Origin of the sequence: Stenotrophomonas mori (assembly GCF_023556335.1) — a bacterium.
GTDB classification, from domain to species: Bacteria; Pseudomonadota; Gammaproteobacteria; order Xanthomonadales; family Xanthomonadaceae; genus Stenotrophomonas; species Stenotrophomonas mori.
In genome coordinates this window covers 234,964-252,610 of record NZ_JAIKTS010000003.1, presented here as the reverse complement: position 1 = coordinate 252,610, position 17,647 = coordinate 234,964, and the positions used below count along the sequence as shown (strand labels likewise).

The following is a 17,647-nucleotide window of genomic DNA, read 5'->3' as shown; positions in this document are numbered from 1 at the left end:
CCACCGGTTGCGTCCGGAACCAGCGCCCCGCAGCGCAGCAATTCCGCTACCATGCGGTTTCCCGCAACCGAGCGCCACGTGCATGTCAAGCCCTGCCCCGCCGCTGCCCACCCGCGAACGCCTGTCCGAAGTCCGCTACGAGATCCGTGGCGAGCTGGCGCGGCGCGCCCGCGAGCTGGAAGCGCAGGGCCGCAAGCTGATCAAGCTCAACATCGGCAATCCCGGCAGCTTCGGCTTCCGCGCGCCCGAGCACCTGCAGCACGCGATCGCCGACGACATGGGCCGCACCGACCCCTACACCCACCAGCAGGGCCTGCCGCTGGCGCGCGAGGCCATCGCCGGCGCCTACGCCCGGCGCGGCGTGCCCGACGCCCGCCCGGACCGGGTGTACGTGGGCAACGGCGTCTCCGAGCTGATCGACCTTTCGCTGCGCGCCCTGCTCAATCCCGGCGACGAGGTGCTGGTGCCGTCGCCCGACTACCCGCTGTGGTCGGCCGCCACCATCCTCAACGACGGTCGTCCGGTGTACTACCGCTGCCGCCCCGAGAACGGCTTCCAGCCCGATCCGGTGGAGATCGAATCACTGGTGTCTCCGCGCACCCGCGCGATCGTGCTGATCAACCCCAACAATCCCAGCGGTGCCAGCTACCCGCGTGCGCTGCTGGAGAAGATCGTCGCCGTGGCCCGCCGCCACAACCTGCTGCTGCTGGTGGACGAGATCTACGACCAGATCCTGTACGACGGCGCCTGCTTCCAGGCCGTGGCGCCGCTGGCCGATGACCATCCCTGCCTGACCTTCAGCGGCCTGAGCAAGGTGCACCGCGCCTGCGGCTGGCGCGTGGGCTGGATGCTGCTGTCCGGGGCCGGCGAGCGGCTGGGCGAGTTCCGCGCCGCGCTGGACCTGCTCAGCGCACTGCGGCTGTGCGCCAACGTTCCGGGCCAGTACGCCATCGACGCGGCGGTCAACGGCCCCGACACCATTTCCGCGCTGTGCGCACCGGGCGGACGCCTGTACGAGACCCGGCGCGCGGTGATCGAGGCCTGCGCCGCCAGCGAGCACCTGCAGCTGGTCGCGCCGGCCGGCGCGCTGTACGCGTTCCCGGCGGTGGTCGGCGCCGCCGCGCAGGGCTTCGACGACCATGAATTCGCCCTGGAACTGATGAACGACGAGGGCGTCCTGGTGGTCCCCGGGTCCAGCTTCAACGTGCCCTACCGCCACCACTTCCGGGTCACCCTGCTGCCCGAGGCCGCGGTCATGCGCGACGTGTTCGGCCGCATCGACCGTGCCCTGGCGCGGCGCGCCGAGCGGGTGACCAAGGTGGTCCCGCTGAAAGCGCGCAATGCGGTGGCCTGAGGAGCCGCGATGAGCAGCGATACGCCCCTGCCGCCGGCGCCCCGCTACCTGGCGCTGGGCGACTCCTACACCGTCGGCGAGGGCGTGGGCGCCGATGGCAGCTGGCCGTTCCAGCTGGCCGCGGCGCTGCGCGGACACGGCATCGCCCTGGACGGCCCGGAGGTCGTCGCCACCACCGGCTGGACCACCGACGAGCTGGCCGCCGCCATCGACGCCGCCCCGCCGCAGGGGCCCTACGCGCTGGTCAGCCTGCTGGTGGGGGTCAACAACCAGTACCGCGGCCGGCCGCTGGCCGAGTACCGCCAGCAGTTCGAGCAGCTGCTGCAGCGGGCCATCGCGCTGGCGGCCGAGGATCCGCGGCGGGTGCTGGTGCTGTCGTTCCCGGACTGGGGCGTGACCCCCTACGCGGCTGCCAGCGAGCGCGACCCTGGAGTAATCGCGCGCGAGACCGACGACTTCAACGCCGCCGCCCGCGCCTGCTGCGGCGACTACAACGTCGCGTTCGTCGACATCACCCCGCTCAGCCGCGCGCACGGCGCGGAACCGGCGATGCTGGCCGAGGACGGCCTGCACCCCTCCGCCGCGATGTACCGGCTGTGGACCCGGGAAGTGCTGCCGGTGGCGGCCGGGCAGCTGGCCGACGCCGGCGGCGCATGAGCGCCGCACCGGGCACCGCGGCCTTTCCGGCCCACGATGCCCGCGCCATCGCCCAGGCGTTCGCCCCGGACCGTCCCTGGGGCAACCGCGGCGACTACTGGTATGTGCGCTGCAAGCTGCGCAGCGATCCCCTGTACGCGGGCGCGCTCGACGCCCTGCGCGGCAGCCGCGCACCGGTGCTGGACCTGGGCTGCGGGCTGGGCCTGCTGGCCCATGCGCTGCGCCACGATGGCCAGCCGCAGCCGTATCGCGGTCTCGACAACGATGCCGGGAAAGTGGCGCGCGCGCGCGCCGCGGCCGGACGCGCCGGCCTGGCCGCCTGCACCTTCGCCTCCCTGGACCTGGCCACCGCGGCCCCGGAACACCGCGGCAGCGTGGCCATCCTGGACGTGCTGCAGTACCTGCCGGCCGCGGCGCAGACGGCGCTGCTGGAGCGTGCCGCCGGCATGCTGGACGGCGACGGCCGGCTGGTGCTGCGCATGACCCTGGCCGACGCCAGCCACCGCGGCCGCTTCTCGCGCCTGGGCGACCTGGCCGGGCACTGGGTCGGCTGGATGCAGGCGCGCCCGCGCCATTACCCCGACGCCGCCTCGCTGCAGGCGCACCTGCAGCAGGCCGGCCTGCACAGCCGCTTGATGCCGCTGTATGGCGCCACGCCGTTCAACAACTGGCTGCTCGTCGCCCACCGCGCCTGAGCCACGGCACCGGCGTTTGCGCCGATAATCGCGCCCTCCCCCGTCCCGTCCCGGGGCGGCGCCAAGACGAGACCGCCGTGAGAAGAACCTACCGCCTCGACATCGAAGGCAAGCACCCCGACCGCCTGCTGGAGGCCAGCAAGCACGACATCCGCAAGTACCTCCGGCGCGAGCGCCGCAAGGCCTTGCCGGCCGGCGCCGACTTCTGGGATTTCGATACCCGGGTCGGCGTCGACGAGGCCAGCGCGCAGGCCGTGCCGCTCCCCGCGCTGATCCACGCGGTGGACGCCCTGGTCGCCGCCGGCAACCGGCAGTTCTACGTGGAGGTGCTGCGCACGCCGGGCACGCGCCCGGCACGGCCGGTGCCCGCCGAGGAGGACCGCGGCGACTGACCCCGGCACGAAGGTTCCGCGGCCACCCGGCCCGCGCGGGACACGGACGGACCCGCGCTACTCCTGCACGCAGGGAATGCGGTCGCGCCGCGCGGCCGGCTCACCGGCGTCGCGGCCGGGAGCCGGTGGCAGCCGCGCCTGCAGGCCACGCGCCTGCAGCTGCTGCAGCACCGCCTCGATGATGGCCAGGTTGTGGCCATGCGCCGCACCCTCGTGCAGCAGCACGATGGCACCCGGCGCCAGGTCGCGGGCGATGCGCGCCACCACCACTTCCGGCTGGCAGCCCACGCCGTCAAAGCCGCGCGCGCTCCAGCCGACCCGCGCCAGCCCATGGCGGCGCAGCGCCGCGGCCACGAACGGATTGGTCATCCCGACCACCGAGCGGTACCAGTACGGCGGCGTCCCGGCGATGTCCGCCAGCGTCCGCTGGCACTGCGCGATCTCCGCGGCCATCCGCCGCGGGCCCAGCCGCCAGAAACACGCCTGCGGATGCGACTGGCTGTGGTTGCCCAGCCCATGCCCGCGCCGCAGCACCTCGGCGACCAGCGCCGGTCGCGCCGCCGCGCGCTCGCCGACCATGAAGAAGGTCGCGCGCGCACCATGGCGGTCGAGCAGGTCCAGCAGCGCCGGGGTCTCGTCGGACGGGCCGTCGTCGATGGTCAGCCAGACGTCCGGCCCCGGCAGCCGCGACAGCACCGGTGCATAGAAGCGGCTGTTGGGCAGGAACACCGGCACCACGAACAGCGCGTGGCTGGCAAGCAGGGCCACCAGCCCGGCCTTCCAGCCCAGCATCCCCCACGCCGCCGCCGCCATCACCTGCGACAGCAGCAGCCAGGGCAGCCAGCGCCAGGGGCGGTCAGGAATGCGATGCAGGGTTCCCGTAGCGGTCATGCCCCATCATGCCACGCAGCGTAGAATCGTACGGTCACCGATCAATCCGCGAGTATCACGATGTCCCTGGACCCCGCCCTGCGTTCGCGCATCGAATCCCTTCTCGGCAGCAACCGCGTCGTCCTGTTCATGAAAGGCCAGCCGACCATGCCGCAATGCGGCTTCTCGGCCAAGGCGGTCGGCGTGCTGCAGGACCTGGGCGTGGAGTTCGCCCATGTCAACGTCCTGGCCGACGGCGAGATCCGCGAGGGCATCAAGGCCTATGGCGACTGGCCGACCATTCCGCAGCTGTACGTGGACGGCGAGCTGGTCGGCGGCAGCGACATCGTGCTGCAGATGGCCGGCAGCGGCGAACTCAGCCGCCTGCTCGGGGTGGCGCCGCCGGACCGCACCCCGCCGTCCATCACCGTGACCCCGGCCGCGGTGGACATGCTCAAGGGCGCGCTGGCCGACGCCCCCGGCGCGGCCCTGCAGCTGGCGATCGATGCCCGCTTCCAGCCCGACTTCCAGCTGGTGCCGCACGATGACGGCGCCATCGCCGCCGAGTCCAACGGCCTGCGCGTGCAGTTCGACGTGGCCAGTGCACGCCGCGCCGAGGGCATCACCATCGACTGGGTGGACGACATCCGTGGCAAGGGCCTGGCCATCGACAACCCCAACGCGCCCAAGCCGGTACCGGAACTGGATGTGCGCAGCACCGACGACCAGGTGCGTGCCGGCAGCCTGCTCCTGGTGGACGTGCGCCCCGCCGACGAACGCGCCATCGCCGCGGTCGGCGTGCCGTTCGAGAGCTTCGACGGCGACAACCGCGCCCGGCTGGAAGCCCTGCCCAAGGACACCGCGCTGGCGTTCCTGTGCCACCGCGGCGGACGCAGTGCACAGGCTGCCGAGCAGTTCCGGGCACTGGGCTTCACCCGTGTCCACAACGTCACCGGCGGCATCGATGCCTGGGCGCAGGACGTGGACGGCAACGTGCCGCGCTACTGAGCCGCGGGGCTCCCGCTGCTCCCTGCGGACGCCGGCGGAAGCCGGCGTCCGCATTCCAGGCGCACCCGCGGCCACCGGTCGGTTCCGGAAGCCGCGGCATGCCTTCCCGCGCCGACCGCCCTGCTGCGCGGCGCCGCCTGATCCATCACGGGTCGCACGCCCGGCCACCGGCGTGGAGCGACAGCGCCCGGCCACGGCCATGGCTGGCCGACAGGGCCGGCATCCGCCACCGCTCGGGATCCTCCCCGGCGCTGGCAACCTGCACCGGGCCGCAACGCGGAGACGATGCAGGCGGCCTGTCCTGCGCATCGCCGGACGGCCGCGCACCGGCAACCGCCAGCGCTATCCGGCGAACCCGCCGTCGGCGAGGAACCGCAGTTCCTCCTCGGTCGAGATCCGGCCAAGCACCGCATTGCGGTGCGGGAAGCGGCCGAAGCGCCGGATGACATCACGGTGCACTTCGGCGTACTGGAGATACTGGGCGTCGCCGAGCCGTTCGAACAGCGCCACCGCCAGGTCCTGGTACTGCAGGTCCTCGGCATGCTCGAACGGCAGGTAGATGAAGGCGCGCAGCGCCGGCTCCAGCGGCTGGTCCAGGCCCTGCTCCAGGGTGCGTTCGGCGTAATGCCGGGCCAGGCCGTCGGTGGCGAAGGAATGCCCGCTGCCGCGGAAGCAGTTGCGCGGGAACTGGTCCAGCAGGATCTGCAGTGCCAGTGCACCGTCGGCACTGTCCAGCCAATGCTCCAGCTCGCGGCACGCGGCACGGTGGTGCAGCGCCAGGAACCGGCTGCGGAACGTTTCGTCGAACCCCGCGTCGCGGACGAACCAACGCGCCGGGCCGGCCGTACGCCAGAACTCAACCACCTCGCCGATTGCCTGCATCGTTGTTGTCCTTGTTGCCTGTGGGAAGGGGCGCAGCACCGGCACGGCGGACCATCGCGGCCGCCCAGCGCTGCTGGCCCGCACTGTACCGCGCGGGCGCCCGGGCAGGCCTTAATGCACTTGGCAAAACCAGGGGCCGCGGCTAGCGTTCAGGCACCTTTCACGCCGCACAGGGAGACCCCATGCGACACAGACTGTTGGCCGGCATCGCCCTGGCGCTGGCCTGCGGCCAGCCCGCGCTCGCCGCCGCCCCTTCGCGCTTCATGCACGACCCCTACCCCAGCACCTACCAGCCCGCGCCCTCGGCACCGGTGCTGATCCGCCAGGCCACCGTGCTCGACGGTACCGGGCGCCGCCTGGAGAACACCGACGTGCTGCTGGCCGAGGGGCGCGTGGTCGCGGTCGGTGACGCACTGCAGGCGCCTGCCGGCGCGCAGCAGGTGGACGGCCGCGGCAAGTGGGTGACGCCGGGCATCATCGACGTGCACTCGCACCTGGGCGTCTACCCGAGCCCCGGCGTGCAGGCCCACAGCGACGGCAACGAAATGACCGCGCCGGTGACCGCCAACGTCTGGGCCGAGCATTCGGTGTGGCCGCAGGATCCGGGCTTCGCCGCGGCGCTGGCCGGCGGCGTGACCACCCTGCAGGTGCTGCCCGGCTCGGCCAACCTGGTCGGCGGCCGCGGGGTGACCCTGAAGAACCTGCCGGCCACCACCTACCAGGCGATGAAGTTCCCCGACGCGCCGTGGGGCCTGAAGATGGCCTGTGGCGAGAATCCCAAGCGGGTGTACGGCGGCAAGGGCACCGCGCCGGGTACGCGCATGGGCAATGTCGCCGGCTACCGTGCCGCCTTCATCGACGCCAGCGAGTACATCGCCAAGAACAGCGCCGAACCGGTCAAGCGCAAGCGCCGTGGAGGTGGCGGGGACGGCGACAGCGCCGGCGACAGCGGCGGCAAGCGCGACCTCAAGCTGGATACGCTGGCCGGCGCCATCCAGGGCGACATCCGCGTGCACATCCACTGCTACCGCGCCGACGAGATGGCCACCATGCTCGACCTGGCCAGGGAGTTCGGGTTCCGGATCGCGGCGTTCCACCACGGCGTGGAGGCCTACAAGCTGGCCGACCGGCTGGCCGACGAAGGCGTCTGCGGCGCGCTGTGGGCCGACTGGTGGGGCTTCAAGATGGAAGCCTTCGACGGCATCCAGGAGAACATCGCGCTGGTCGACCGCGTCGCCAACAGCTGCGCCATCGTCCACTCCGACTCGCCCGAGGGCATCCAGCGCCTCAACCAGGAGGCGGCCAAGGTCATCGCCAGCGCGCGCCGCGCCGGCATGGACGAGATCACCCCGGAGCACGCGATCCGCTGGCTGACCGCCAACGCCGCGCGCGCACTGGGCGTCGAGGAGCGGACCGGCACGCTGGAACCGGGCAAGATGGCCGACGTGGTGGTGTGGAACGGCAACCCCTTCAGCTCCTACGCGCTGGCGGAGAAGGTCTACATCGACGGCTTCCCGGCCTACGACCGCGGCGACCGCGGACAACAACCGCTGAGCGACTTCATGCTCGGCCAGGGAGCACAGCCATGACCGCCTCCTTCCGCGCACTGCGGCGCCTGGCACTGCTGGCCGTGGCCACGGCACTGCCGGGCCTGGGCTGGGCCCAGGACGTGCTGGTCCGCAACGCCAGCGTGCACACCGCCACCGCACGCGGCACGCTCGACGCCAGCGACGTGCTGGTGCAGGGCGGCATCATCCGCGCGATCGGGCCGGGGCTCGCGGCACCGGCCGGGATCGAAACCGTCGAGGCCGGCGGGCGGCCGCTGACGCCGGCCCTGTTCGGCGGCATCACCGACATCGGCGTCGAGGAGGTCTCCGGTGAAGCGGCGACGGTGGACAGTGCGGTGAAGCTGGAAGAGCAGCCGCAGCGTCCGGAGTTCGACGTCACCCTGGCCTACAACCCCGACTCGGTGCTGGTGCCGGTGGCGCGCGTCGAAGGCATCGGCTTCACCGCCCTGGGCGCCGCCAATGGCGGCGGCTTCGTGGCCGGCCAGGGCGGGATCGTGCGCCTGGACGGCGGCGCCGATCCGATCGGCCCGCGCGCCTTGTTCGTGCGCCTGGGGGCATCCGGCTCGGAGCTGTCCGGCAGCTCGCGCGCGGCCCAGTGGATGCTGCTCGACCAGATGGTGGCCGAAGCGCGCGGCCGCATCGCCGCCGACTCGCCGCACGCCCTGCTGACGCCGGCCGGCCGCGGCACCCTGGCCCGCTACCTGGCCGGCAACGGACGCGTCGTGGTGCGGGTCGACCGCGCCGCCGACATCCGCCAGCTGCTGCGCTGGGCCGAGCGCGAGCGGATCCGCATCGCCATCGCCGGCGGCGCCGAGGCCTGGCGCCTGGCACCGCAGCTGGCCGCGGCCGGGGTGCCGGTGTTCGTCGATGCCCTGTCCAACCTGCCGGCCGGCTTCGACCAGATCGGTGCGACGCTGGAGAACGCCGCGCGCCTGCACGCAGCCGGGGTACCGGTGTCCTTCAGCCAGGACGACGACGCCTCGCACAACGCCCGCAAGCTGCGCCAGCTTGCCGGCAACGCCGTGGCCCACGGCCTGCCCTGGGACGCGGCGCTGGCCGGCCTCACCCGGGTGCCGGCGCAGGCGTTCGGCGTGGCCGACCGCATCGGCAGCATCGCCGTCGGCCAGCAGGCCGACCTGGTGCTGTGGGAGGGCGATCCGCTGGACGTCGGCCACTACGCCGAGCGCATGTGGCTGGGCGGACGCGCGGTGCCGATGCGCTCGCGCCAGACCGAACTGCGCGACCGCTACCTGCGCCAGGAAGGCCTGCCGGCGTACCGCCGCTGAGCCGGGAACGGCAGCCGGCCCGGGCACCGCCCGCGGCCGGCTGCCGCCCCGCTATACAGCCCGCCGGAACGCCGGTTTCCGGCCGCGGTTTTCAGGTAGGGTGGGCACTGGGACTGGACAGACACGGAGACCGTGCATGCGCATCGGAATCGTCGTGGATTCGGCCTGCGACCTGCCGGCCGAGTTCATCCATCGGCACCGGCTGGTGCTGCTGCCGATCACCGTCAGGATCGGCGAAGCCGTGCAGGCCGACCACCGCGACGAAGCGGCCACGCTGGCCTTCCTCCGCGACCACGTGGCCGAACGCGGGGCCGAAGCGGAAACCCTGCCGTTCGGCGTGGACCAGATCCGCGCACTGTTCCTACAGCACCTGGTGATCGATTACGACCATGTGTTCTGCCTGACCATCACCCGCACCCGCAGCCCGATCCATGACAACGCGCTGCAGGCCAGCTTCGCCATCCTCAACGAGTACCGGCCGATCCGCCAGGCCGCCGGCCACAGCTCGCCGTTCGCCCTGCGCGTGCTCGACACCCAGAACCTGTTCGCCGCGCAGGCGGTGACCGCGGTGGAGGCGGTGCGGATGCGCGAGGCCGGCGCCAGCGTGGCACGGATGCGCGAACGGCTGGAGGAGCTGGCCGGCAGCGTGCACGGCTACATGGTCACCCGCGACCTCTACTACATGCGCGCCCGCGCCCGCCACAAGGGCGACCGCAGCGTCGGCCTGGTCGCCGCCACCCTGGGCAGCGCGCTGGACATCAAGCCGGTGCTGCACGGCCACCGCGGGCAGACCGCACCGGTGGCCAAGATCAAGGGCTTCGACAACGCCGTGCAGCGGCTGTTCGACTTCGCCCGCCGGCGCGTCGCCGGTGGCCTGCTGACCCCGGTGCTGTGCATGAGCTACGGCGGGCCGCTGGAGGAGCTGCGCGCGCTGCCGGGCTATGCCGCGCTGCGCGGCACCTGCCAGGCCCATGGCATCACCCTGCTCGAGAGCGTGATGAGCCTGACCGGCATGGTCAATGTCGGCAAGGGCGCGGTGACGCTCGGCTTCGCCGACGCCGACCATGTGTTCGACGGCTGACCGCGGCGGCGTGGACGCGCACGCGACGCCGGGTGCGCCACACTGGCCCCACAAGGAGACCCACATGCCCGTGCACTATTCGATTTCCCTGCCCGACCCGTCCGCCGCCCGCGGCCCCGACCCCCGCCTGTCCTTCACCGCCAATGGCGCCGAGGCCTTCGCCGAACAGCTGCAGGATGCGCTGCGCACTCCGGCGCTGTTCGAGCGCTGGCGCGCCACCCAGGACGACCCCGACGAGGTCGACCCCAGCCTGGGCGCGACCGATCCGGCGGCGACGGTGAGCGGCCAGCAGGCCGACCTGCGCATCGACCTGGTCGCCGTCACCGCGCTGTCCGGCGACCTGCTCAAGCAGCGCCTGCGCTGGCTGGCCGGCAGCCACTGGGAACTGCGCGACGTGCGCTGAGGCCCGCGCGGCCGCGTCCCACCCGTGGCGGCGCCTGCCTGGCGCCGCCACGGTTCACCACCCTCCGCCCAGCGCGCGGTAGAGATCCACCCGCGCGATCGCCGCCCGTGCCCGGCTGTCGGCCAGTGCGGCCTGGTTGTCCAGCGCGATGCGCTGGGTGGCCAGCACGTCCAGCATGTCGATCGCGCCGGCGCGGAATTGCCGGCGCGCCGCCTCCAGCGCCGTCCCGCTCGCCACCGCCGCCGCGTGCAGCCGCTCGCTGCGCCGCTGTTCGCTGGCATAGCCCTCGATGGCCTCGTCCACTTCATGCCAGGCCTGCAGCACGGTGCGCTGGAACTGCAGCGCCGCCTGGCGTTGCTGCAGCCGGCTCAGCGCCAGGCGGGCCTTCAGCCGGCCGCCCTGGAAGACCGGCACGCTGATCGACGGGCCGATGCTGAAGCGGTGCGCATTCCAGCCGTCCAGGTCATCGAGCTGCCGGGCCTGGAAGCCGGCATCGCCGGTCAAGGTGATGCGCGGCAGGAAGCTGGCCCGGGCCACGCCGATGCCGGCGGTGGCCGCCTGCAGCGCGGCCTCGGCCCGGCGGATGTCCGGACGGCGCCCGGCCAGCTCGCCGGGCACGCCCACCGCCACCGCCGGCAAGGCCGGCCAGTCGCGGCGTGCATCCTGCAACGCCGCATCCAGCGCCTGCGGCGGCTGCGCCAGCAGCAGCGCCAGTGCATTGCGCAGCTGCGCTTCGCGGTGCCGCAGCGGGACGAGGCGCGCGTCCAGCGCGGCCACCTGCGCCGCCGCGCTCGCCACCTCCAGCGTGTTGGCCACCCCCAGGCGACGGCGGGCTCCGGTCAGCCGCTCGATGTCGCGGGCGATGCCCAGGTTGTCCTCGGTGATCGCGCGCAGTTGCCGGGCCGCACGCAACTGCAGGTAATCGCGCGCGGTTTCCGCGAGCAGCGCGGTGCGCACCGCGTGCGCGTCCTCCTCGGCCATCCGCACGCGCGCATCGGCGGCCTCCATCTGCCGGCGCACCCTCCCCCACAGGTCCAGTTCCCACCCCAGGCCGATGCCGGCCTGGAACAGCCCGTAGTCGCGGCGGCCGGCATTGCCGGAAGGATCGTTCAGGCCGACCTCGCTGTTGCGGGCGCGTACGCCACCGGCACCGGCGACGAGGCCGGGCAGGCGCTCGGCGGCCGCATCGCCGCGCAGGGCGCGGGCCTGCAGCACGCGGTTGGCCGCCAACTGCAGGTCCAGGTTGGCGTCCAGCACCTGGCTGGCCAGCCGGCCCAGCAGCGGATCGTCGAAGCCGGCCCACCACGCGGCGTCGCCGTCGACCGCGCTGCCGACCACCGCCTCGCCGCGCCAGTACGCCGGCAGCCCGGCCTGCGGGCGTACGAAGTCCGGCCCCATCGTGCAGGCCGCCAGGGCCATGCCCAGCACCGCCGCGGCGCAGGGACGGAACACGCTCGCGCCGCTCATGCGCGTTCCCCGCCCCTGCGGGCCGGGCGGCGCTGCGCGCTGTGCGCATGCGGGCCGCTGGCGAGATCGACACGGACTTCCACCGACATGCCGGCGCGCAGCTGTTCCAGCAGCGGCTGGCCCGGCGCCAGGACGATCTTCACCGGGATGCGCTGCACGACCTTGGTGAAGTTGCCGGTGGCGTTTTCCGGCGCTACGGCGGCGAAGGTGACGCCGGTGGCCGGGGCGATGCTGTCGACATGGCCGCGCAGCGGCGTGCCCGGGAACACGTCCACGGTCAGCTCGACCTGCTGGCCGGCGCGCATGCGGGCCATCTGCGTCTCCTGGAAGTTGGCGACCACGAAAGCCTGCTCCAGCGGCACCACGGCCGCCACCGGCGTGCCCGGGGTCAGGTAGGCGCCCACGCGTACCGCGCGCCGGCCGACCGTGCCGTCGATCGGCGCGCGCAGCACGGTGTGCGACAGATCCAGTTCGGCGCGCGCCTGGGCCGCCTCGGCGAGCTGCACCGCCGCCTGCGCGGCCCGCACCCCGGCATCGAGGATGGCGGTGCGCTGGCGTGCGGCCTGCAGGGCCGCCTGGCCCTGCTGCAGCTGGGCGCTGGCCACCGCCTGCCTGGAAAGGGCCTGCTGGGCGTCGCGTACGCTGCCCGCGCCCTCGCGGGCCAGTTCGCGGTAGCGCTGCTGGTCGGCATGCGCCAGGGTCAGCTCGGAGCGGCCGACGTCGACGCTGGCCCGGGCCTGGGCGATCAGCGCGCCCTGCTGGGCCAGTGCGGCCCGGGCAGTGACCAGCCGGGCGCGGGCGCCCGCCAGGTCGGCCTGCGCCGCCTGCACCGCCACCCGGTAGTCGCGGTCGTCGATGCGGGCAAGCACGTCGCCGGCCCGCACCGCCTGGTTGTCCAGCACTTCCACGGCACTGACGAAGCCGGGGATCTTCGGGGCGACCAGGGTGTAGTCGGCCACCACGTAGGCGTTGTTGGTGCGCTGGTGGGTTCCCTCGCGCAGCAGCAGCCAGGCGCCGGCGGCCAGGACCAGCACGCCCAGTGCGAGGCCGGCATGGAGAGAGGTTCGGGTGATCGTCATGGGGGAGATCCTGCGGAAGGGTCAGGCCACGGCACGTGGCGGGTGGATGCGGGTGGGCATCCAGGCGATGAGGGGAATGAGGGCCAGTGCGACCGCCGCGACCACCAGGTACAGGTCGGCCGAGGTCAGCGCCTGCACCTGCGCCTGCAGGCGCCCCTCCAGCTGCGGCCCGTCGGCCAGCCAGGGCTGTTCGCCGAGGCGCTCGACCAGCGCGGTGGAGTGGACGTGGCGGCGGCCCTGGGCGATGGCCTCCAGCAGCCCGCCGGCCAGCACCGCGGCGAACCCCTTGACGGTGTTGAACCACGCCGACGCGAACGGACCGTCCTGCGGCGCCAGGCCACCGGTGGCCAGCATCAGCAGCGGCAGCACCGCCATCGGCTGGGCGAACACCTGCAGCAGCTGCACCCACAGGAAGTTGTCGCGGACCCAGGCCACCTCCAGCCGCGCGCCCAGCCAGCAGGCCAGCGCCAGCAGCGCCAGGCCGAGGGCCAGCACCCAGCGGCAGTCCACCGCGCGCAGGTTCAGCAGTGCCGCCACCAGCGGCAGCGCGACCACCTGCGGCACCGCCACCCACAGCAGCAGCGGCGCGGTCTGCTGCGGGCGGTAGCCCTGCACCCCGGCCAGGAAGCCGGACGGGATGGAGATCACCGCCAGCAGCACGAACAGCACGCCGCCCAGCGTCACCAGCGAATAGCTGAGGTTGCGGTGGGCCAGCAGCTGCAGCTTGAAGAACGGCAGCGGGTGGAACCATTCATTGACCATGAACAGCACCAGCAGTCCACCGCCGCCGCCGAGCATCAGGGTGATCACCGGCGCGTCGAACCAGTTCAGCCGCGGGCCCTGCACCAGCCCCAGCACCAGCAGCACCAGTGCCGGCAGCCCGAGCAGCAGGCCGACGCCGTCGAACTGCGCGAAGCGCTCCAACCGCAGCGGGTCCCGGGGCAGGCCCCAGGCGACCATCGCCATCGCCGCCAGGCAGTACGGAACGACCTGCCAGAACGCCCAGTGCCAGCCCGCCTGCTCGACCCAGAACGCGGCCAGCGGCGTGCCCATGCTCGGACCGAAGGTGGCGGTCAGCGCGTAGCCGGCCAGGCCGTACAGCTTGATGCCCGGCGGCAGGAAGCGCAGCGCCACGCTCATCAGCAGCGGCGGCAGCGCGCCACCGCACAGGCCCTGCAGCGCGCGCAGCACCAGGAACACCTGCAGGTTCGGCGCCAGCGGGCAGAGCACGCCCAGCAGCATGAAGCCGGCGATCATCGCCAGCGCGAAACGGCGCAGCGAGAAGGTCGCCGCGCACCAGGGGGCAAAGGCCATCGCGCTGACCGACATGGCGCTGTACAGGGCGACGACCCAGCTGCCGTCGTCGACGCTGATGCCCATCGCGCCACGGATGTCGGCCAGCGCGACCTTGGTGATGGTCTCGTTGAAGCCGGACACCAGCACCGCCAGCAATATGCCGCACAGGCCGACCAGGACCCGGCGGTCGAGACCGGCCGCGGCAGGCACGGGAATCGCCGTCGGCAGGGCCGGGGCCGGCGGCCTCATCGGCCGGCCCCGGTACGTGCGGCGGACAGCATGCAGGGGAACATCGGAGTGCGCTCGGTGGAATTGGGGAGCGCAGTCTAGGAAGCCGGCATCCGCCGGAAAATGGCGCCACCGGCAGGACAGGCGTGCATCACGCGCACGCCTGCCGGGCTCAGCGGCGGGCGTCCTCTGCGCTGTCGCACATGGCCTTGATCGCGCGCCGCAGCCATTGGTGGGCCGCGTCGTTGTCCAGCCGCGGGTGCCAGGCCTGGACGATGGCGGCGGTGCGCACCGGGATCGGCAGCGGGAACAGGCGCAGGGGCAGGCGCATGCCGACGATCCGGTCGCGCATCACGCTCGGCATCTGCGGCAGGATCAGGTCCGACTCGGCGGCGGCGAAGATCGCACCGTGGAAGGTCGGGCTGATCAGCGCCACCCGCCGCTGCAGGCCGAGCGCGGCCAGGTCCTCGTCGACCGGCCCGCGTGGCAGGCCGCGACGGGAGACCGCGATATGGTCGCAGGCGGCGAAGCGCTCGGCGCTGATCTCGCCCTCGAACAGCGGGTGGTCCTCGCGCGCGGCGCCCATGAAGGAGGTGCTGAACAGGCTCTGCACCTTGGTGTCCGGCGCATGCTTGCCGGCGGTGCTGATGTACAGGTCGATCCGCCCCTGTGCCATCGCATCGTCGTCGGTATCGCCCTCGGGCACGAAGCGCAGCACCGCGCCCGGCGCCTGCGCGCGGAACAGCTCGCGCAGGCGCCCACCGAAGCCGCCGATGAAGACATCGTTGGCACGCACATTGAAGGTGCGCTCCAGGGTGCGCAGGTCGATCTCGCGGCCGGCATTGAAGATGTGGTGGGCCTGCTCGATCACGTCGCGGACCTGTTCGCGCAGCTGCAGCGCGCGCGGGGTCGGCGCCAGCCCGCGGCCGGCTCGCACCAGCACCGGATCGCCGAGGGCGGCGCGGATGCGGCCCAGCGTGCGGCTCATCGCCGGTGCGCTCAGGTCCATGCGCCGCGCAGCGGCGGCCACGCTGCATTCGTCGATCAGCACATCCAGGGCCAGCAGCAGGTTCAGGTCCGGCAGGGGCATGACGATCTCCAGGAAACCGCACGACTCTACGGCATGCCCCCGCGCGGTGGCGTGCGTCGCACGCACGTCTTGCCTGCGGCCCACGGCATGGGTGCCCGCGGCGCCGTCGCCGACCATCGGCGGCCAGCCAAGGAGATCCCGATGTTCACCACCCTGCTGGTCGCCCTCGACGGCGGCCCCCAGCACGAACGCGTGCTGGACCTGGCGGCGGCGCTCGCCGGCCCCCGCAGCCGCCTGCACCTGCTCTGCGTGCTCGACCCCGAGTACGCACTGGCGGACGACGCCGGCGCCGACGACCGCCGCACGTATCCGCAGGCCGCGCGCCAGCGGTCACGGGCCGAGGCGGTGCTGGCCGATGCCCTGGCCGACCTGCGCGAACGCGGTGTCGACGCGGTCGCGCGGCTGCCGGCCGGCGACCCGGGTGAAGTGATCAGCGAGCAGGCGCGGCAGCTGGGATGCGACCTGATCGTGATCGGCCACCGCCACCTGTCGCGCCTGCAGCGGCTGTTCGAGCCGTCGGTCGGCCGCTGGACGATCGACCATGCGCCGTGCCCGGTCCTGGTGGAGACCCGCGCTCCTCGGGGCTGACCGGCAGGCCATGCCGGCTTCCATCGCGCCGCCGGCGGCGAGCCGACGGCATTTCCTCGGGCGGCCCACCGCATGCGCGATGGCCACAACCGCGGCCGCGTGCCGGACCCGGCGCGGGCGCCATCGCGGCGCCGCATCGATCGACCGGCCCGTGGACCACTTCCGGCACGGCCTGTCGACGGGCCGCCGGCGCCCTGGCCCGCCGGGCCGTGCAGGCCGCCGGGCCAGGGCGACATCCCGGCCCCGAGGCCCCACCGAACCGACGCCCCTTGTCGCCCGGCGCCGGCCTGCGCGGCCCGGCGCCACGCACCTCAGCCGCGCAGCGCGCGGGCGTGGTGCGCGATGTGCTCACCGATGAAACTGGCAATGAAGTAGTAGCTGTGGTCGTAGCCGGGCTGCAGACGCAGGGTCAGCGGATGGCCGGCCGCATCGCAGGCCTGCTGCAGGCGCTGTGGCTGCAGCTGGGTCTGCAGGAATTCGTCCGCTTCGCCCTGGTCCACCAGCAGCGGCAGGCGCTCGTCGGCGCCGGCGATCAGCGCGCTGGCATCCCAGGCCAGCCAGGCCGCGCGGTCCTCGCCGAGGTAGGCGGTGAACGCCTTTTCGCCCCATGGCACCTGCGACGGCGCCACGATCGGCGAGAACGCCGACACGCTCCGGTAGCGTCCGGGGTTGCGCAGCGCGATCACCAGTGCGCCGTGGCCACCCATCGAATGGCCGCTGATGGCGCGCGCCGCGGTTGCCGGGAAGCTCGCCTCGACCAGCGCCGGCAGTTCCTGCGCCACGTAGTCGTGCATGCGGTAGTGCGTCGCCCACGGTGCACGGGTGGCGTTGAGGTAGAAGCCGGCGCCCTTGCCCAGGTCGTAGCCCTCGGCGTCGGCCACGCCGTCGCCGCGCGGGCTGGTATCGGGCGCGACGATGATCACCCCGTGTTCGGCCGCATAGCGCTGGGCGCCGGCCTTGGTGATGAAATTCTGCTCGGTGCAGGTCAACCCGCTCAGCCAGTACAGCACCGGCAACGCCTGCGTGGCGGCCTGCGGCGGCAGGTAGACGGCGAACTGCATGTCGCAGCCCAGCGTGGCCGAGTGGTGGCGATAGACATCCTGCCAGCCGCCGGCACAGGCGCGGTGTTCGATGCGTTGCATGGATTACTCCTTGGAAGGAAGGGGGGTGGCCACTGCGGCCAGCGCACGCGCCTCGACCTCGCGTATCCACGCGCCCTTGCAGTCGCCGTAGGCGTGCGAGTCGTGCGGGTGCAGGCGTTGGCAGCGTCGCTTCTCGCGGTCGTAGGCGGCGGCGACCTGCGCGTCTCCGCGCAGGAAATCCCGGAACGCCAGGTGGCGCGCGATGTCCGCCGCGCCTTCGGGATAGGCGTGCAGCTGCACCAGGCGGCGGCCGCTCTGCGGGTCGTCCTTGCTGCAGTAGCGCCGCCCCGGCAGCCCCAGTTCGCCCCACCACGCATAGCCCAGGGCCTGGAGCGCGTCGCGCCGTGCATCCAGTCCGGCCAGCGTGCGCACTACCGGCATCAGGTCGAGGATCGGCTTGGCGTGGATGCCGGGAATGGCGGTCGAACCGACATGGTGGACCGTCAACAGGGTGCTGCCGAGCGCGCCCCGCAATGCCGAGGCCTCGGCCTCGGCGGCCAGCGCCCAGGCCGGATCGTGCGGCAGCAGTTCGACGCGGATGGGCGGTGGCATCGCAGGCGG

Annotated in this window: 18 protein-coding genes; 10 read left to right on the top strand and 8 right to left on the bottom strand. The window is 73.1% G+C overall.

The genetic code is table 11. From position 1 onward, the window contains the following. Nucleotides 1-82 precede the first annotated feature (82 nt). The 4 genes from K5L01_RS10620 to K5L01_RS10605 all read left to right on the top strand — a co-directional run bounded on the left by K5L01_RS10620 (nucleotide 83) and on the right by K5L01_RS10605 (nucleotide 3,098). Nucleotides 83-1,354, top strand: coding sequence for a pyridoxal phosphate-dependent aminotransferase (locus tag K5L01_RS10620; protein ID WP_250064366.1), 1,272 nt, complete (start codon nucleotides 83-85; stop codon nucleotides 1,352-1,354). 9 nt (nucleotides 1,355-1,363) lie between these two features. Beyond that, nucleotides 1,364-2,011, top strand: a complete 648-nt coding sequence (locus K5L01_RS10615; RefSeq protein ID WP_250064365.1) for an SGNH/GDSL hydrolase family protein — start codon at nucleotides 1,364-1,366, stop codon at nucleotides 2,009-2,011. Beyond that, nucleotides 2,008-2,706: a methyltransferase domain-containing protein gene (locus tag K5L01_RS10610; protein ID WP_250064364.1), complete on the top strand. Its 699-nt coding sequence runs from the start codon at nucleotides 2,008-2,010 to the stop codon at nucleotides 2,704-2,706. The genes K5L01_RS10615 and K5L01_RS10610 overlap by 4 nt, the downstream gene beginning before the upstream one ends. Nucleotides 2,707-2,783: 77 nt before the next feature. After that, the gene (locus K5L01_RS10605; RefSeq protein WP_250064363.1) at nucleotides 2,784-3,098 is read left to right on the top strand and encodes a DUF6172 family protein; all 315 of its coding nucleotides are present in this window, start codon (nucleotides 2,784-2,786) and stop codon (nucleotides 3,096-3,098) included. 57 nt (nucleotides 3,099-3,155) lie between these two features. Here K5L01_RS10605 and K5L01_RS10600 read toward each other — a convergent pair whose 3' ends face one another. Then, complete coding sequence (locus K5L01_RS10600) at nucleotides 3,156-3,989, bottom strand: polysaccharide deacetylase family protein (protein ID WP_250064362.1); 834 nt, start codon at nucleotides 3,987-3,989, stop codon at nucleotides 3,156-3,158. Nucleotides 3,990-4,049: 60 nt separating this feature from the next. Here K5L01_RS10600 and grxD point away from each other — a divergent pair, with 60 nt between their 5' ends. Then, on the top strand, nucleotides 4,050-4,976 hold the full coding sequence (gene grxD, locus K5L01_RS10595; RefSeq protein ID WP_250064361.1) for a Grx4 family monothiol glutaredoxin: 927 nt from the start codon (nucleotides 4,050-4,052) through the stop codon (nucleotides 4,974-4,976). 342 nt (nucleotides 4,977-5,318) lie between these two features. Here grxD and K5L01_RS10590 read toward each other — a convergent pair whose 3' ends face one another. Further along, the gene (locus K5L01_RS10590) at nucleotides 5,319-5,858 is read right to left on the bottom strand and encodes a DUF924 family protein (protein WP_250064360.1); all 540 of its coding nucleotides are present in this window, start codon (nucleotides 5,856-5,858) and stop codon (nucleotides 5,319-5,321) included. Nucleotides 5,859-6,040: 182 nt separating this feature from the next. Here K5L01_RS10590 and K5L01_RS10585 point away from each other — a divergent pair, with 182 nt between their 5' ends. From K5L01_RS10585 to K5L01_RS10570, 4 genes are all read left to right on the top strand, one after another. Next, a complete protein-coding gene (locus tag K5L01_RS10585) occupies nucleotides 6,041-7,447 on the top strand; it encodes an amidohydrolase (RefSeq protein ID WP_250064359.1) in 1,407 nt (468 codons plus the stop codon). Next, entirely contained in the window at nucleotides 7,444-8,712 is a 1,269-nt protein-coding gene (locus K5L01_RS10580) for an amidohydrolase family protein (RefSeq protein ID WP_250064358.1), read from the top strand. Before K5L01_RS10585 ends, K5L01_RS10580 begins: the two co-directional genes overlap by 4 nt. 136 nt (nucleotides 8,713-8,848) lie before the next feature. Further along, nucleotides 8,849-9,793 carry a DegV family protein gene (locus K5L01_RS10575; protein ID WP_250064357.1) on the top strand — a complete coding sequence of 315 codons (945 nt, stop codon included), beginning with the start codon at nucleotides 8,849-8,851 and terminating at the stop codon, nucleotides 9,791-9,793. Between the two features lie 64 nt (nucleotides 9,794-9,857). Continuing rightward, a complete protein-coding gene (locus K5L01_RS10570; protein ID WP_250064356.1) occupies nucleotides 9,858-10,196 on the top strand; it encodes a hypothetical protein in 339 nt (112 codons plus the stop codon). A gap of 54 nt (nucleotides 10,197-10,250) precedes the next feature. Here the strand turns inward: K5L01_RS10570 and K5L01_RS10565 are convergent, their stop codons facing one another. The 4 genes from K5L01_RS10565 to K5L01_RS10550 form a co-directional block, all read right to left on the bottom strand. Further along, entirely contained in the window at nucleotides 10,251-11,663 is a 1,413-nt protein-coding gene (locus tag K5L01_RS10565; RefSeq protein ID WP_250064355.1) for an efflux transporter outer membrane subunit, read from the bottom strand. Next, entirely contained in the window at nucleotides 11,660-12,742 is a 1,083-nt protein-coding gene (locus K5L01_RS10560) for an HlyD family secretion protein (protein WP_250064354.1), read from the bottom strand. Before K5L01_RS10560 ends, K5L01_RS10565 begins: the two co-directional genes overlap by 4 nt. 21 nt (nucleotides 12,743-12,763) lie before the next feature. Then, entirely contained in the window at nucleotides 12,764-14,287 is a 1,524-nt protein-coding gene (locus K5L01_RS10555; RefSeq protein WP_272494168.1) for an MFS transporter, read from the bottom strand. 151 nt (nucleotides 14,288-14,438) lie between these two features. Then, nucleotides 14,439-15,356 (bottom strand): LysR family transcriptional regulator, encoded by a 918-nt coding sequence (locus tag K5L01_RS10550; RefSeq protein ID WP_250064352.1) that lies wholly within the window; start codon nucleotides 15,354-15,356, stop codon nucleotides 14,439-14,441. 141 nt (nucleotides 15,357-15,497) lie between these two features. Here K5L01_RS10550 and K5L01_RS10545 point away from each other — a divergent pair, with 141 nt between their 5' ends. Next, a complete protein-coding gene (locus tag K5L01_RS10545; RefSeq protein ID WP_250064351.1) occupies nucleotides 15,498-15,944 on the top strand; it encodes a universal stress protein in 447 nt (148 codons plus the stop codon). 311 nt (nucleotides 15,945-16,255) lie between these two features. On the opposite strand, the gene fghA is transcribed toward K5L01_RS10545, so the two are convergent. Next, nucleotides 16,256-17,086: an S-formylglutathione hydrolase gene (gene fghA / locus K5L01_RS10540; protein ID WP_250064350.1), complete on the bottom strand. Its 831-nt coding sequence runs from the start codon at nucleotides 17,084-17,086 to the stop codon at nucleotides 16,256-16,258. Between the two features lie 3 nt (nucleotides 17,087-17,089). Continuing rightward, nucleotides 17,090-17,638 carry a GrpB family protein gene (locus tag K5L01_RS10535; RefSeq protein WP_250064349.1) on the bottom strand — a complete coding sequence of 183 codons (549 nt, stop codon included), beginning with the start codon at nucleotides 17,636-17,638 and terminating at the stop codon, nucleotides 17,090-17,092. Nucleotides 17,639-17,647 lie beyond the last annotated feature (9 nt).